The organism is Nocardia alba NBRC 108234 (assembly GCF_001612665.1).
Classification (GTDB): domain Bacteria; phylum Actinomycetota; class Actinomycetes; order Mycobacteriales; family Mycobacteriaceae; genus Nocardia; species Nocardia alba.
Genome location: NZ_BDAX01000002.1, coordinates 510,333 through 523,897, shown reverse-complemented (window position 1 = coordinate 523,897; position 13,565 = coordinate 510,333). Strand labels below are relative to the sequence as shown.

Here is a 13,565-nt window from a genome sequence, read left to right as displayed (position 1 = left end):
ACCCACCCATATCGGAAGAAGTGCGCGATGGCCGGAAATGTCGAGATCGACCCCCAGAAACTGCGCAAGGCATCGGAATTGACCGACGAGCTGTCGACGAAAGTGACGGCAGCGGCCGAGAAACTACGCGGCGCGCTCAGCGGTGTGGAAGCCGACCTCACTTTCCTGCCATGGGGAAATGACAAGCGTGGCAAGAAATTCGCCGATGGCGCCACGGGCTACATCGCGGCGCGCGACAACCTGCTCGACGGTGCCACCGGGGCCGCGCAGACCCTCAGCGATATGGCGAAGGGCCAGCGCGAGGCAGCGAACTCGCTCGCAGGCACCGACCAAGCCTCCAGTGAGAACCTCGGCCCGGGGAAGGTGTGAGCGCTCCATGTTGAACGACCGCTTGCGTGCGGATATGGCGACGATGCTCGACGGACTCGGCGAACAGTTCCGCGGGATCGCCGAACTCCAGAAGCAGCGCGCGCTTCTCACGGCCACCGCGACCGCGTGCGACAAGCGCATCGAAGTGACGGTGAACGCCGATGGACTTCTGATCGACACGAAATTCGCCGAGGACGTTCTCGAGCTGAGTCTCGAGGAGATCGCCGTGAACCTGACGGCGGCCGTCCAATCCGCGGCCGCCGACGTTGCCGGTCGCAGTAGGGAATTGATGACGCCGCTGCTCGAACGGCGCGACGCGCTGCCGAAACTTTCCGAGATCATCGAGGGCGCACCCGATCTGGGCTCGATGCTGCCGAACGCGCCAGCTCCGCCGACGGAGTTGCCTGATCACACCCGGTGGCCGACGGACGGTTCCGGCATCCCCGGTCCCCGCTCCGCGGTCGCTGACAACGACGACTGACTCACCCGCACGCGGATATTCAGACGAAGCGGGAACCCGATTCCCGGCGAAGGAAGGCGACGATGGCCCTCGAACCGAACACGTGGTCCGGCCTGGAGAACCAGGCGAAGGCGGGATATCTGGCGTTCGACCCGGCCAAGGCCTTGGCCGCGGCCAAAGCCTGCGCCGATCTGGCCGACGATCTGCTCGGAATGAGCGCCGCGGTGACCGATCTGCGACTGAACAATTTCGCGCCCATCGGCACCTTGACCTCCGGTACTCAGCTGGCGATGGTGTTCAGTAACAAGGGTTCCCGTCTGTTCACCATCCTCAATGACCACGCGAAGATCGTCACCGATATGGGCGATACCTACATCGCCGCGGGCAAGACGTATGTGAGCACCGACGACAACTCCCGTGACAACATCAAGGCGCTCGGCGAACTGAAGATGCCCACCGCGGCGACCCCGTACACACCGGGCACCGCGGCCCCTGGTGCCCCCGACGCCACCTTCGGCAATCCGTCGCCCTTCAAGGCCGAGAGTTTCCCTTCGTCGTTGAAGGACTATCAAGGCGCGAAGGACACCGGCGCCACAGCCAGCATCGAGAACAAGGACAGTCTCAGCTTCACCGAAATGTACGAGCTGGGTCGCGATCTCGATCCGCAACCGGTGCTCGCGGCCGCGGGGACCTGGCACTCGCTGTCGACCGATCTGCTCAGCAGGCTGAACAATTTCGTCACGGTGATCTCTGCGGGTACCGATGGCTGGGAGGGACAGGGGGCCACTGCGGCCGCGAGCGCGGTCACGAACTACTCCAACGGTGTGCAACCGCTGATCAACTCGATGATCGCCATGAGCCAGAATCTCGACTACACCGCGCAGTGGCTGCATCTCACCAAGCTGAGCATGCCCGCGACGTCGGACGCAGGCGACTGCTGCCCCGGGCGGGTGACCAGGCGGTATCGCGACGAGTGGCAGAAGCACTACGGCGAGGGCATGAAGAACACGGTGTCGGTGATTCCGGCAGTCGACGGGCCGATCGCCACCCCACAGCCCGCCCCGGGTCCGGGGCAGAACGTGCCGGGCGGTGATGAGTACGGGCCGGGCGGCGGACAGCAGGGCGCCCCCGGCCCGGATCCCGCGGGGATCGGCTATGGCAACCAGGCTTACGGCAACCAGGCTTACGGCGGCCAAGAGTACGGCAGCCAGGGGTATGGGCCGCCAGGTTATGGCTCGCAAGAGTATGGGGCCCAGGGATACGGCGACGACTATCGCGGCCAAACCCTGCCGGGCCAGCAGACCAGTGGCGGCGTCGGGTCCGGAGCCGGTCTGCCCGGCGCCGAAACCCGGACTGCGGGCTACGACCCCGCCGGTGCGGGCGCGATGGGTGCAACCGCGGGTGGGGGAGCCGCGCCCGCAGGCGGGGGTGGTGCGACGCCCACGCGGTCGGCAGGCGGATCGGGAAGTTCTCCCTTCCCTCGCAGCAGCTTGCCTTCCGCCGACGAGGTGGCATCCGCCGCGGGTGCCGGTATGCCATCGGTGTCCTCCCTCGGTTCGGCCCCGCTACCGCGGGGGGCTTCCGGTGCGGGTGGGGCATCGGGCGCGAAATCGTCGAAACCGGGCAGCAAGGGTTCCGGTGCGGATACGGGATCCCTCGGCGACGCCCTCGCCGCGGCGGTGGGTGCGGACCCCGCCCAGGTGGAGTCGGTCCTGGACAACCTGCCCGGACTCCTCGACGAAGACGCCCTGTCGACGCTGACCGGACTGCCACCGGAAAAGGTGCGGTCGATTCTGGACAGCATTCCCGACGTAGTCGACGAGAAGAAGCTCGCCGAACTCAGCGGTGTGGATCCGGCCGGGGTGCGCTCGGTCCTGGAGAACCTCCCGGCCGCATTGGACGAGCGGGCGCTCACGGCGGCGACCGGTGGCGCGAACGGCCTGTCGTCCTCCGGGGCCGGGATCGCCTCGCAGAACGCGGCATCGGGGGCCGGGGGAATGGCGAGTTCCTTGACATCCGCGGGTAGCGACTTCCTCGGGCAGATAGGGAAGGCGCTGACCCAGGGGCTGGATTCGCTCACCCAACTGGGTAGCGCACTACCAGGCGCGCAGCAGATGCAAGACCTGCTACAGCAGTTCGATCCGAACGCGTTGTCGGCGGCTGCGGGGCTCTCCCCAGTCGATGCCGCTGGTGCGGGCGGTGCTGGGGCAGGCGGCGGTGGAGTCGGTGGAGGCGGAGTCGGCGCCGCTTCACTGGAATCGCCGACCCAACAAGCAGGCACCGCGCTGTACCCGCGCGCGGGACTGCCCGGCGCCGAACAGCCGATCTATCCCGCCGCGGCGGCCGCTGCCCGGACCGACGGCATGCCCGGCGGCGGGATGCCCATGATGCCGCCCGCCGCCGGTGGCGCGGGACAGAACGCCGGCGGCGGGCACAAGACCGCCAAATTCCTGCAGTCGAGAGTCCATCTCGACGAAGCCATCGGCCCGATGCCCGACCGAGTGCGACCGGTGGCCGACTCATGAGCCAGACCTGGGAATTCACCGACCTGGAGTTCAATCTCCTCTGCGAGGACGTCCGGCGGGGCGAACTGCCCGCACCGTTCATCTTCACCAGCCGCACCCGTCTCGAAGCGGACTACGAGCGGGAGAAATCGCAGGTCCGCGAACAACTGCGACACCGGCTCGACCACGATCTCGACGTCTTGGCGAGCGCGATCGCCAAACCCGACGTCTTCGTTGTCGCGCACGCGTGGAACGACCAGGATTTCGCCAATCCCGCGGCGCGCATCCGGGTGCACGCGATCCGGCATCGGGCCCGCGGCTACGTGATCACCCAGCGCCCGGGTGAAACCCTCGCGCACAGCGCCGGTTTCGACGCCGTCGAATGCGACCCGTATTCCCTGGCCGACACCGTGATCGGACTACTCCCGCGTTGCGGCGCGGGCAAGCTCGCCGACATCGCGCTGTCACTGCCCGACACCGCACCGACACAGGAGCGCGACCGCCCGGTATCCAGCATCGCCGACGACGATGACGATGACGACCTCGGCAACGACCACGTCCGCAGCGCCGGGTTCTTCGCTACCCCCGCGCTCAGCACCGGCATCATCAAAGTGCTGCAGGGCCGCTCGAAATACGGTGCCCGTGGGCGGATCGAAACGGGCCTGTTGTGGCGCGACCTGCCCGACGACGGGCGCTACGTGATACCGCTCGATGATCCTGCCCCGGTCGCCAGCGCCATGAGCAGCGACCGGTTGGCACTCTGGACGCGCGATCGAATCGAGGAAATTCTCACCCGAATGGAATCGCACAGTGAAACCGAGGAGTGAGCAGCACCCTGCCGGTGGATAGTCGGCGTGCCGAGGCCCAGTGCGCATCGTCAGGTTCTGATCAGTGCGCCGATGATGGCGTGGGCATCCTGCTGCGGCGTCGATTGCCATGGGGCAGTGGGCTTGTGGATGCGCAGCGACGCGATTCCGTGGAGTACGTTCCAGGCTTGTAGTGCAGCGGTGGGGTCTCGGTGTCCGGTGACCGCGGCGAGCGCGCTGCCCAGGCGGTCGAGTAGGTCCAGACCCGGGCCGATACCGGTCCCGGGTGGGGGATCGGGCCGCTCGAACAGTAGTTGGTACGCGCCTGGATGGTGTTGCGCCCAATCGAGGTAGGCATCGATCATCGCGGCGAGTCGACCGACCGGTTCGACGTCGACATCGGCCAGGTCGAGTGCGGTGCGCAGGCGTCCGAACAGCTCGTCGGTGACCGCGTACATCAGGGCTTCCTGTGAATCGAAGTGCATGTACACCGCGCTGGGCGCGACACCGCAGGAACGCGCGATGGCGCGCAGTGAGGGGGCCTGCGCGGGCTGCGGTTGCAACAGCAGGTCGATGGCGGAACCGACGAGCTCTGCGCGCAGTCGGTCACCGTCGCCGCGGACCGCCCGTTGTCTAGCGCCACTCACGAGATTCTCCTTCTTGACATCGATAACTGAACGGGTGTTAAGTCTATATCACTGAACATGTGTTCACTTAGGAGGTCGGAATGAAGGATTGGAGCGGCGTCACCGCCGTTGTCACCGGGGCGAGCAGCGGGATCGGGGCCGAGTTCGCTGCAGAGCTTGCTCGCAGGCAGTGCAACCTCGTTCTCGTCGCACGCCGCGAGGATCGTCTCCGGGCCCTCGCGGCACGGTTGGAGGCCGAGCACGGCATCGCTGTCCGAGTCTTGTCGGCGGACCTGTCGGTTCCGGCCCAGGTGCAGGAGTTGATCCAGCGCCTGGCCGAAACTCCCGTTGATGTGTTGATCAACAACGCGGGATTCGCGACGCACGGCATCTTCGCTGAGCGGTCGGCGGGTCGGGTCGTGGACGAACTGGCGGTCAACGTGGGTGCTGTGGTGGCACTGACGCACGCGTTGCTGCCGGAGATGGTTGCTCGCGGGCGCGGTGTCGTCGTGAATGTCGCGTCCACCGCGGCGTTCCAGCCCATTCCCTACATGGCGGTGTACGGCGCGACGAAGGCTTTCGTGCTGTCGTTCACCGAGGCGCTGTGGGGTGAGCTCGACGGCACGGGTGTCGACGTCCTCGCTTTGTGCCCCGGTGCTACCGATACCGAGTTCTTCGATGTCGCGGGGGAATCCGCCAGCGTGGGAGGGCGCCAGACCCCGGCAAAAGTGGCCGCTACGGCCATGCGGGCGCTGGATCGCCGCAGTAGTCCGCCCAGCGTGGTTTCCGGATCGGCCAACAAATGGTCGACTCGTCTTCCTCGGATCTTGCCGCGGCGAACGGTGATTCGTGTGACGCGAGGGTTGGTGGCGCCGAAATGAGTTTGTATGCGCTGCAGCCCAGCTACCTCGAAGACATCCCGGCGATGCGTCATCATCTGCGGACGGAGCGCAGGGTGAACGCCTCTGCCGCTCGCGCTTTCGACATCCTCGCTACCGGTGAGGGTCAGCGTGAGTGGGCCCACGGGTACCGATCGACCACGTGGTACGGCACGATGCCCTACGGAAGCGCGACCGTGCGCGACATCCACCTTCGCTGGATCACAGTCCGTGAACGATTCCTCGCGTGGGAACCGGGGCGACGATTCAGCTTCTCGGCCGACGCCATGTCGATCCCGTTGGCCCGCAGGATGATCGAGGACATCATCTTCGTGCCGCTCGACGAGAACCGGTGCGTCCTGCGATGGCAGGTCCACTTGGACACCGCCGCGATGTTGCGTCCGGTCCAGGAACGAATTGTGTCCAAGACCTTCGCGCCGATGTTCGACCGCTTCGCGGCGGGATTGGCGTCCTACGCCGAATCTGCTGTAGCCCAACGGAAGTCCTGACCCGGTCACGAGCGCGGAATCGGGTGCGGCTGTCGAGTTCGGTGATCGCCTGTATAGGTGAGGTTGTCACCGGCAGGAGCGTCCGGCGCAGGTGGTCAGTTCACCGAGGCGGTGGTCGAGGTCGGTGACGATGTCGGTGTGGGCTGCGCGGCCCTGGGGGGTTTTGATGAGGTTGGTGAGTTGGTACGGGTCGGCCCACAGGTCGTAGAGTTCGTATTCGCGCTGGTCGAGGGGGCGTTCTCGCTCGTACCAGCGTACGTAGAGGTAGCGGCGGTCGCGCACGGCGCTCCAGGACGGCATGTCGAGTGCGTAGATGATGGGGGTGTCGGTGCCGGGGATTTGTTCCTGGGCGATCCCGTTGCGGCCGTCGCCGTTGCCGCCGTATTCGGCGACGAAATCGGTGCGCCAGCCGATGGTGTCGCCGGACAGTACGGGGGTCAGGGATCGGCCGTCGACCCGGTCGGGGACGGGGATGTCCGCCCAGTCGTAGAGGGTGGGTGCGAGGTCGATCGACAGGGCCATGGCGTCGCTGCGTCCGGGGCGGATGCCGGGGCCGCTGATCGCGAGGGGCACTCGCATGGATTCTTCGTAGGGGGCCATTTTCTGGGTGAGGCGGTGGGCGCCGAGGCTGTAGCCGTTGTCGGAGGTGAAGATCAGGTAGGTGTTGTCGAGTTCGCCGGTTCGTTCGAGGGTTTCGACGATTCCGGCGACCATTTCGTCGAGTGACTCGAGAGCGCCGAGGCGGTTGGTGTAGTCGATGTCGTTGGTCGCGGCGATGGTCGCGGCCCTCGCGTCGGCGGTGTCGATCAGCCATGAGGGTTTGTCGGACACGTCGGGTTCTTGATAGTTCGGTGACCGCGGGGCGAGGGTGGGCTGGGTGCTGGGCAGGTGGCGGGGTGCGGGCGGGATCGGGAAGTGGGGGGAGGTGGAGGCGGCGTACCAGAAGAACGGCTGCCCGGAGGCGGCGGCGTCGGTGATGAACCGCTCGGACTTGGCGCGGATCACGTCGGTTTCATAGTCGGCCGGTGCCACACCGTATTTCACGCGGGTGCCGTTTTCGTTGAGGGTGTAGTTGTAGCCGGAGTACAGGAAGTTGTCGATTCCGGCGTTCCAGTCGTCCCAGCCGGGCGGGATGTGGCCGGGGTCGTGTTCGAGGCCGTTGAGGTACTTCCCGGCCATGCCGGTGCGGTATCCGGCGTCGTGCAGGGTGGTGGCGATGGTGTGGGATTCGTTGCCGCCCGCGCGGAAGGCCTCGAAGCCACCGACCTCGCCGGCGTTGGTGAGGACACCGGTGTTGTGCCCGTATTCGCCGGTCAGGATGGATGCGCGAGCCGCGCAGCAGATCGGCATCGGCGCGAAGCTGTCGGTGAATTCCACGCCGCGGTCACGGATCAGTGCCGCGGTGCGCGGCATCGCCTGCCATACCGGGGTGGTTGCCGCGTCGAGGTCGTCGGCCAGGATCATCACCACGTTCGGCCGCTGGTCTCCGGCTGTCGGCGAGGCCGACGCTGTGTAGACGCACCCGGTCACCGCGAGCAGGACCGCGGCCGCCGCGGTCGGGAAACGACGAGACAAGCGACGTGCGCGCATTGAGCTTCTCCTCGAGAGGGGCAACGGGGTGTTGGTTTTCTTTGCATCCGGCGCGGTGGTTCTCCGCCGTCGAGACTAAGCCACCGCGAATCCCTTTCGCGGGACGGTGGAGTACTACAGCCGGTTTCGCCCGCCTACTCCGAGCCCGCGACGCGAGTACCCACAAAGGAATCGAGTCCAGCCGGCACCTCGGCTGACGTCGAGAGGAGGACCGGTGGTGTCTCGAGTGGAACTCCTTGCATCACGCGGTGTTTCACCTCCCGGAAACCGTCGATGGCGGCCAGGATTTCCGCGCGGGACACCTGGTTCGCTGTGAAGTTACGTGCATCGGCAATCATGGCGCAGAAGCTACGCGCCGATTCCGAAACTGTTCGGACGTCATGCCTCGGGGATTTCGAGGTCCCATTCGGCGGGGTCTTTCTCGTCGGGGTCGGGACCGCCGCGTCGTCCGGTGTCGAGTCCGTCCAGCTGCGCGAGCTCATCACCGGTCAGCGTGAAGTCGACGATGTCGAAGTTCTCGGCGATGCGGCTCGGAGTGGTGGATTTGGGGATCGCCGAGCGTCCCTGTTGCAGGTGCCAGCGCAGCATGACCTGGGCCGGTGTTCTGTCGGCTCGGGCGGCGATGGCGGCGATGGTGGGGTCGTCGAGGACGTTCGTGCGGCCCGCACCCCACCCCGGGTAGTGAGTGATGCCGCCGATCGGTGACCAGGCCTGGGTGAGGATGCCCCGCGCGGTGTCGGCCGCTCGGACGGCGGGCTGGGTGAAGTACGGGTGCAGTTCGACCTGGTTGACGGCGGGCACGATCGTCGCGCTGTCCATGAGGTCGTCGAGGTGGCGGGGCATGAAGTTGCTGACCCCGATCGCCCGCACCCGGCCCTCGGCCAGCAGGTGCTCGAGAGCGCGGTAGGCCTCGCGGGTGCGTTCGAAGTGCTGTGGCATCGGCTGGTGCAGGATCAGCAGGTCGAGCACGTCGACGCCGAGTTTCGCGGCGCTTTTGTCGAAGGCGTGCAGCGTCTGGTCGTAGCCGTAGTCGGTGACCCAGACCTTGGTCTCGAGGAAGACCTCGTCGCGGTCGAGGCCGGCGCGCCGCAGGCCTTCGCCGACGCCGCGCTCGTTGCCGTAGGCGGCGGCGGTGTCGATGTGGCGGTAGCCGGTTTTCAGGGCGGTCTCGACCGCGGTCGCTGTTTCCTCCGGGGGTGTCTGGAAGACGCCGTAGCCGATCGCGGGCAGCGTGACGCCGTTGTTCAGGGTGACGGTGGGGATCTCGCTCATGATCGTGCTCCTTGTGCCGCGGTGTAGTCGTCGTCGCTGACGTGGTCGAGCCATGTCACCACCTGGCCGTCGTCGTCGGCTTCCTGCGCGGCGAGGTGCGCCATGAATCGATCGGCGGTGGCGCCGTGCCAGTGCTCCTCACCCGGCTCGATGTAGACGACATCGCCCGGCCGGATCTCCTGGACGCCGCCCGCGCGGGTCGCGACCAGGCCGACGCCGTCGGTGACGTACAGGGTCTGGCCTTTGGGATGGTGGTGCCAGGCGGTGTGGGCACCAGGGGTGAACCGGACGTGGGCGCAGCCTATGGCGGTCTGCTCGTCGGGATCGCGGATGCCGTCGATGAATACGGTGCCGGTGAAGTAGGCCGTGGGCCCGGCCGCGGTCCGGCCGCCGCTCCTGCTGTATTTCACAACGTCCTCCTGGTCGGTTCGGGTGCCGATCGTCTAGACCGTCAGCAGCACCTTGATGGCGCGGCGCTCGTCCATGGCCCGGTAGCCCTCGGCCGCTCGGTCGAGCGGCAGGGTGAGGTCGAAGACCTTGCCCGGGTCGATTTCGCGTCTCCAGATCAGGTCGATCAGCTCGGGCAGATACCGGCGTACCGGTGCCGGGCCACCGGCGAGGTGCACGCCGGTGCCGAACAGCAGCTCGCCCGGGATGCTCACGTCGTGGGAGACCCCGACGAACCCGACGTGTCCACCCGGACGCGCCGAATGGATCGCCTGCATCATGGCTTCCTGGGTACCGACCGCCTCGACGACGCTGTGCGCGCCGAGCCCACCGGTCAGGGCCACCACCTCGGCGGCACCCTCGTCGCCTCGCGTCTCGACGATGTCGGTCGCGCCGAACTCGCGAGCCAGTTTCTGGCGGTCGGCGTGGCGGCTGAACGCGATGATTCGCGCGGCGCCCATTCGCCGGGCAGCCAGGATCGCGAGCAGACCGACCGCTCCGTCACCGACCACAGCGACCGTCTTGCCCGGACCGGCCTGGGCGGTGTCGGCGGCGAACCAGCCGGTGCCCAGCACATCGGACGCGGCGAGCAGCGAGGGGATGAGGTCCGCGTCAGGCTGACCGGGCGTGGCGACCAGCGTGCCGTCGGCCAGCGGAATACGCGCTCGCTCGGACTGGGTGCCGATCGATCCCATGATCGTGCGGTGCACGCAGTGCGACTGATAGCCCGCACGGCAGATCTCGCAGGTGTTGTCCGACGCCCAGAACGACCCGACGACGAAATCGCCCACCGCGATCGTCTCGACCTCGGTTCCGATCTGTTCCACCACGCCGACGTACTCGTGCCCCATGACCTGGTGGTCGACGTCCTGCACGCCGCGGTACGGCCACAGATCCGACCCGCAGACGCAGGTGGCGGCGAGCCGGATGACGGCATCGGTCGGTTCCACGATCGTGGGATCGGCACGGTCCTCGACCACGATCTCCCTCGGCCTTGTCATAACTACCTGACGCATGAGACGGGACTCCTATTCCTCGCTTGTTCTCGGTCGCGACTGATTTCGGGTGCCATCGAGTGGCGGACCGACGGGCAGTCCGCTCGCGTACCGGTTACCTACTCGGTCGGCCGCAGTTGTTTCACCAGCGACCGCGCTGTCACCGCGAGCCGCTCGGCCTCGGCGGCGTCGCCCGCCGCGGCCGCACGCCAATACTCGATCTTGATCCTGACGTACCGCTGCCGGATTTCGACCAACCGTGCTTCTTCGGCCAGGCGTTCGGCCCGCGCGCTCAGCAGCGCGATCTGCTCGTCCGCGGCGGCGGTGCCGAGCTGTCCGTTCGCCACATAACGCCGCATATCGCTGACGGACATGCCGGTGGCGGCCAGACACGCCACGCCGACGAGCAGGTTCAGGTCCTCGTCGGTGTACACGCGATGTCCACTCGTCGCGCCCCGGCCCACCGGCGCGATCACGCCGATCGTCTCGTAGTAACGCAACGTACTGGCGGGAAGCCCGGCCAGAGCCGCCGCTTCCTTGATCGTGTACGTGTGGTCGGTGGTTTCCGCTGTCACTTCATCCACCGTAAAAACTTCGAGTGCTCGAAGTCAACGAATGCGCTCGCAGGCACACCACGAGGTGAGCCTGCGGTTCGATTCGGCACTCCGCGCGGATCCGGTGGCCTACTGCGGCGAGGTGGGCGCGGCCTGTGCTGCGGCGTAGCCCAGGTCGTTCACGAGACGCGGGTGTAGTCGAGAACCCGGCCGAGGCCGTTGAAATAGGTCAGGGACAGTTTGTCCGGACCGTCGAAGACGACCGCGTAGAAGTATCGGCCGTCCCGTGGCAGGCCGGACGGGGAAACATCGTCGTCGATCAATCGCAGGATCGGTACGCGGTAGACGTCGGGCACATCGGGAATGCCCCACCAGCGGCGGCCTCCCGATTCGCCGGTGTCGATCATTTGTGCGCCAAGGTCTTTTGTCCTTCCGTCGATGCCACCGTGTCGAAACGATCTCGACGTCCGGAATAGCCTCGATCATGGTCGATCGGACAGCTTCTTGTCCGAGTTGCGCGGCCCGGACAAACTCGACGACAGCGACCACACCGTCGAGACGGTCGAGTTCGATCTGTCCTGGCCGCCCACCCACACGGTGATAGTAAGAGGTATAGATATTCGCATCTAACAGTTCGTCTCGTCTCGAGCCGATGCCCGCTCAGCTGCCGGACAGGGGAATCGCCTCGGGAGCGGCGGGGACGATCCATGCCGGTGGGCTCGGGTAGAAGGCCGGAGTGGTAGTCGCGGCGAGGAAGTCGCCGGTCCAGCCGATGGCGAGGGTGTGCAGCGTGGTGCTGTCGGCGACGCGGGGGCGTCCGCACAATGCTTCGCCGATGGCATCGGAGCTGGTGCCCTCGGCGTCGGTGTGGACGCCGTAGGGGAGTAGGACGCCGACGAAAGGTCGGTGCAGATGGGCTTGGACGGCGGCCGTGCCGGTGCCGAGGTTGTTGCACAGCGAGGGCGGCGCGGAAATCGTGAGCGCGGGTAGTCCGGCGGCGTCGATGCCGGTCAGCGCCGTGTCGGTGTTGGTACCGAGGAATGATTTCACCGGGTCGAGGAGCACGATGCCGCGCAGGTTCGCCCAGGTGCGTGGCGCGTCGGTGCGCAGGTGATCGGCGACGTAGGCGACCGCCTCCGCGCCGGCGGAATGTCCGAGGAAGATGAGGTCGGTGGGCAGCGCGGGTGCAGGCCGTCCCGCCGCGGCGGCGGCCGTCGCCAGGCTTCTCGGCAGGGCCGACGTCGGATCGTCGGCGGTGGCGAACAGTTCGCTGACGTGGTCGAGGAAGCCGGTGTTGTCGCCCAGGTTCTGCAGGGTGCACCCGGAGAGGTCGAGAAACGGCAGGCTGGGCGCGAACACGAGATAGCCGTGGTCGGCGAAGTCGGTGGCCAGGTCGGCGAGCTGCGCGCTGGTGCGGGCGAAACCGTGCTGGAGCCAGATCAGCGCGCGCGGAGTGCTCGCGGGCAGGTACCAGTCGGCGGTCTGTTCGAGAGTGCCACCGGCGCAACCGATCTCGACGGTGCCGGGCAGGTAGTCGGTGGCCAGTGCGGAGGGCGCGGTGGGCAGGAGCAGGAAGGCTGCGGCGACTGCGGCCAGCAGTGGAGTGCGGACGAGCACGATGACTCCTCAGGTGGGACGGGAAGGGTGGACGAACGCGAACGATCCCGATATGTTTCGTATCGAGAAACGATGTTTCCTTAATTGACCGGGGTGGGTGGAAGGGGCGGATCATGCGATCGGCGCTGTATGTTCCCGGCAATCGGCCCGACCTGTTCGCCAAGGCCCTGACCGGGCGCTGCGACGTGGTCCTGCTCGATCTCGAGGATTCGGTTCCCCTGCGGGACAAGGAATCCGCGCGGGCGGAAGTCATCGCGTGGGTGCGGTCGGTACCCGCGCACCGCAGCCGTATCTGGGTGCGGGTGAACTCCGGTGAACTCGGGAACGCGGACCTGGCCGCGGTCGCCGCGTGCGGACCCGCGGCGGTGTGCCTGGCGAAAACCGAATCGGCCCGCCAGGTCGGTGCCGCTGCCGACATCCTGGACAGATACGAATCCGGCTCGCACGCGGTGCGGGTGTGTCCCCTGCTGGAAACCGCGACCGCGATCTATGCCGCCCGCGAGATCGCCATGGCACCGCGGGTATTGCGGCTGCAGATCGGCGAGGCCGACCTGTGCGCGGACACGGGCATCAGCCCGGGCGCCGACGAGCGGGAGCTGCTGGCGGTGCGCAGCCAGGTCGTGCTGGCCGCCGCGGCGGCGGGGATCGCCGCGCCGCTCGCGCCGGTGCGCACCGACTTTCGTGATCTGGACGCGCTGCGGGTCTCCACCCACGCGCTGCGGCGGCTCGGCTTTCGCGGCCGGGCCTGCGTGCACCCGGCACAGGTGCCGGTCGTGAACGAGGTTTTCACCCCGTCCGCTGCCGACCTCGAGCGGGCGCGGGCACTGGTGGCGGACTTCGACGCCGCCGCGAGCGGGGTGATGGTCGACGACACCGGCGCGATGGTGGACCTGGCGGTGATCCGGCATGCCCGCAGGCTGCTCGAACAGTGACGCCGC

General features: G+C 67.3%; 15 protein-coding genes. 7 read left to right on the top strand and 8 right to left on the bottom strand.

Going from position 1 to position 13,565, the window contains the following annotated elements; all coding sequences use genetic code 11:
* The first annotated feature begins 27 nt into the window (after nt 1-27).
* From NA12_RS34075 to NA12_RS04165, 4 genes are all read left to right on the top strand, one after another.
* Nucleotides 28-369, top strand: a complete 342-nt coding sequence (locus tag NA12_RS34075; protein WP_067446094.1) for a hypothetical protein — start codon at nt 28-30, stop codon at nt 367-369.
* A gap of 7 nt (nt 370-376) precedes the next feature.
* The gene (locus NA12_RS04175) at nt 377-850 is read left to right on the top strand and encodes a YbaB/EbfC family nucleoid-associated protein (RefSeq protein ID WP_067446093.1); all 474 of its coding nucleotides are present in this window, start codon (nt 377-379) and stop codon (nt 848-850) included.
* Between the two features lie 62 nt (nt 851-912).
* Nucleotides 913-3,354: a WXG100 family type VII secretion target gene (locus NA12_RS04170; RefSeq protein ID WP_067446092.1), complete on the top strand. Its 2,442-nt coding sequence runs from the start codon at nt 913-915 to the stop codon at nt 3,352-3,354.
* Complete coding sequence (locus NA12_RS04165) at nt 3,351-4,160, top strand: ESX secretion-associated protein EspG (RefSeq protein WP_067446090.1); 810 nt, start codon at nt 3,351-3,353, stop codon at nt 4,158-4,160. Before NA12_RS04170 ends, NA12_RS04165 begins: the two co-directional genes overlap by 4 nt.
* A 50-nt stretch (nt 4,161-4,210) precedes the next feature.
* Here the strand turns inward: NA12_RS04165 and NA12_RS04160 are convergent, their stop codons facing one another.
* Nucleotides 4,211-4,786 carry a TetR/AcrR family transcriptional regulator gene (locus NA12_RS04160; RefSeq protein WP_067446089.1) on the bottom strand — a complete coding sequence of 192 codons (576 nt, stop codon included), beginning with the start codon at nt 4,784-4,786 and terminating at the stop codon, nt 4,211-4,213.
* Nucleotides 4,787-4,866: 80 nt separating this feature from the next.
* Here NA12_RS04160 and NA12_RS04155 point away from each other — a divergent pair, with 80 nt between their 5' ends.
* Together NA12_RS04155 and NA12_RS04150 are read left to right on the top strand one after the other, a co-directional pair.
* Nucleotides 4,867-5,646, top strand: coding sequence for an SDR family NAD(P)-dependent oxidoreductase (locus NA12_RS04155; protein ID WP_067446088.1), 780 nt, complete (start codon nt 4,867-4,869; stop codon nt 5,644-5,646).
* Nucleotides 5,643-6,152, top strand: a complete 510-nt coding sequence (locus NA12_RS04150; RefSeq protein ID WP_067446086.1) for an SRPBCC family protein — start codon at nt 5,643-5,645, stop codon at nt 6,150-6,152. The genes NA12_RS04155 and NA12_RS04150 overlap by 4 nt, the downstream gene beginning before the upstream one ends.
* A gap of 66 nt (nt 6,153-6,218) precedes the next feature.
* Here the strand turns inward: NA12_RS04150 and NA12_RS04145 are convergent, their stop codons facing one another.
* The 7 genes from NA12_RS04145 to NA12_RS04105 form a co-directional block, all read right to left on the bottom strand.
* Nucleotides 6,219-7,742: a sulfatase family protein gene (locus NA12_RS04145; RefSeq protein ID WP_067446084.1), complete on the bottom strand. Its 1,524-nt coding sequence runs from the start codon at nt 7,740-7,742 to the stop codon at nt 6,219-6,221.
* A gap of 378 nt (nt 7,743-8,120) precedes the next feature.
* Entirely contained in the window at nt 8,121-9,014 is an 894-nt protein-coding gene (locus NA12_RS04135) for an aldo/keto reductase (protein WP_067446077.1), read from the bottom strand.
* Entirely contained in the window at nt 9,011-9,424 is a 414-nt protein-coding gene (locus NA12_RS04130; protein ID WP_067446076.1) for a (R)-mandelonitrile lyase, read from the bottom strand. The genes NA12_RS04135 and NA12_RS04130 overlap by 4 nt, the downstream gene beginning before the upstream one ends.
* A gap of 33 nt (nt 9,425-9,457) precedes the next feature.
* Nucleotides 9,458-10,477: a zinc-dependent alcohol dehydrogenase family protein gene (locus NA12_RS04125; RefSeq protein ID WP_067446074.1), complete on the bottom strand. Its 1,020-nt coding sequence runs from the start codon at nt 10,475-10,477 to the stop codon at nt 9,458-9,460.
* Nucleotides 10,478-10,575: 98 nt separating this feature from the next.
* Entirely contained in the window at nt 10,576-11,031 is a 456-nt protein-coding gene (locus tag NA12_RS04120; RefSeq protein ID WP_067446072.1) for a MerR family transcriptional regulator, read from the bottom strand.
* A gap of 158 nt (nt 11,032-11,189) precedes the next feature.
* Nucleotides 11,190-11,417 (bottom strand): hypothetical protein, encoded by a 228-nt coding sequence (locus NA12_RS04115; protein WP_067446070.1) that lies wholly within the window; start codon nt 11,415-11,417, stop codon nt 11,190-11,192.
* Nucleotides 11,418-11,670: 253 nt separating this feature from the next.
* Nucleotides 11,671-12,627 carry an alpha/beta fold hydrolase gene (locus NA12_RS04105; RefSeq protein ID WP_067446065.1) on the bottom strand — a complete coding sequence of 319 codons (957 nt, stop codon included), beginning with the start codon at nt 12,625-12,627 and terminating at the stop codon, nt 11,671-11,673.
* 113 nt (nt 12,628-12,740) lie between these two features.
* Between NA12_RS04105 and NA12_RS04100 the strand changes: the two genes are divergently transcribed.
* Complete coding sequence (locus tag NA12_RS04100) at nt 12,741-13,559, top strand: HpcH/HpaI aldolase/citrate lyase family protein (RefSeq protein WP_067446062.1); 819 nt, start codon at nt 12,741-12,743, stop codon at nt 13,557-13,559.
* Nucleotides 13,560-13,565: the final 6 nt, after the last annotated feature.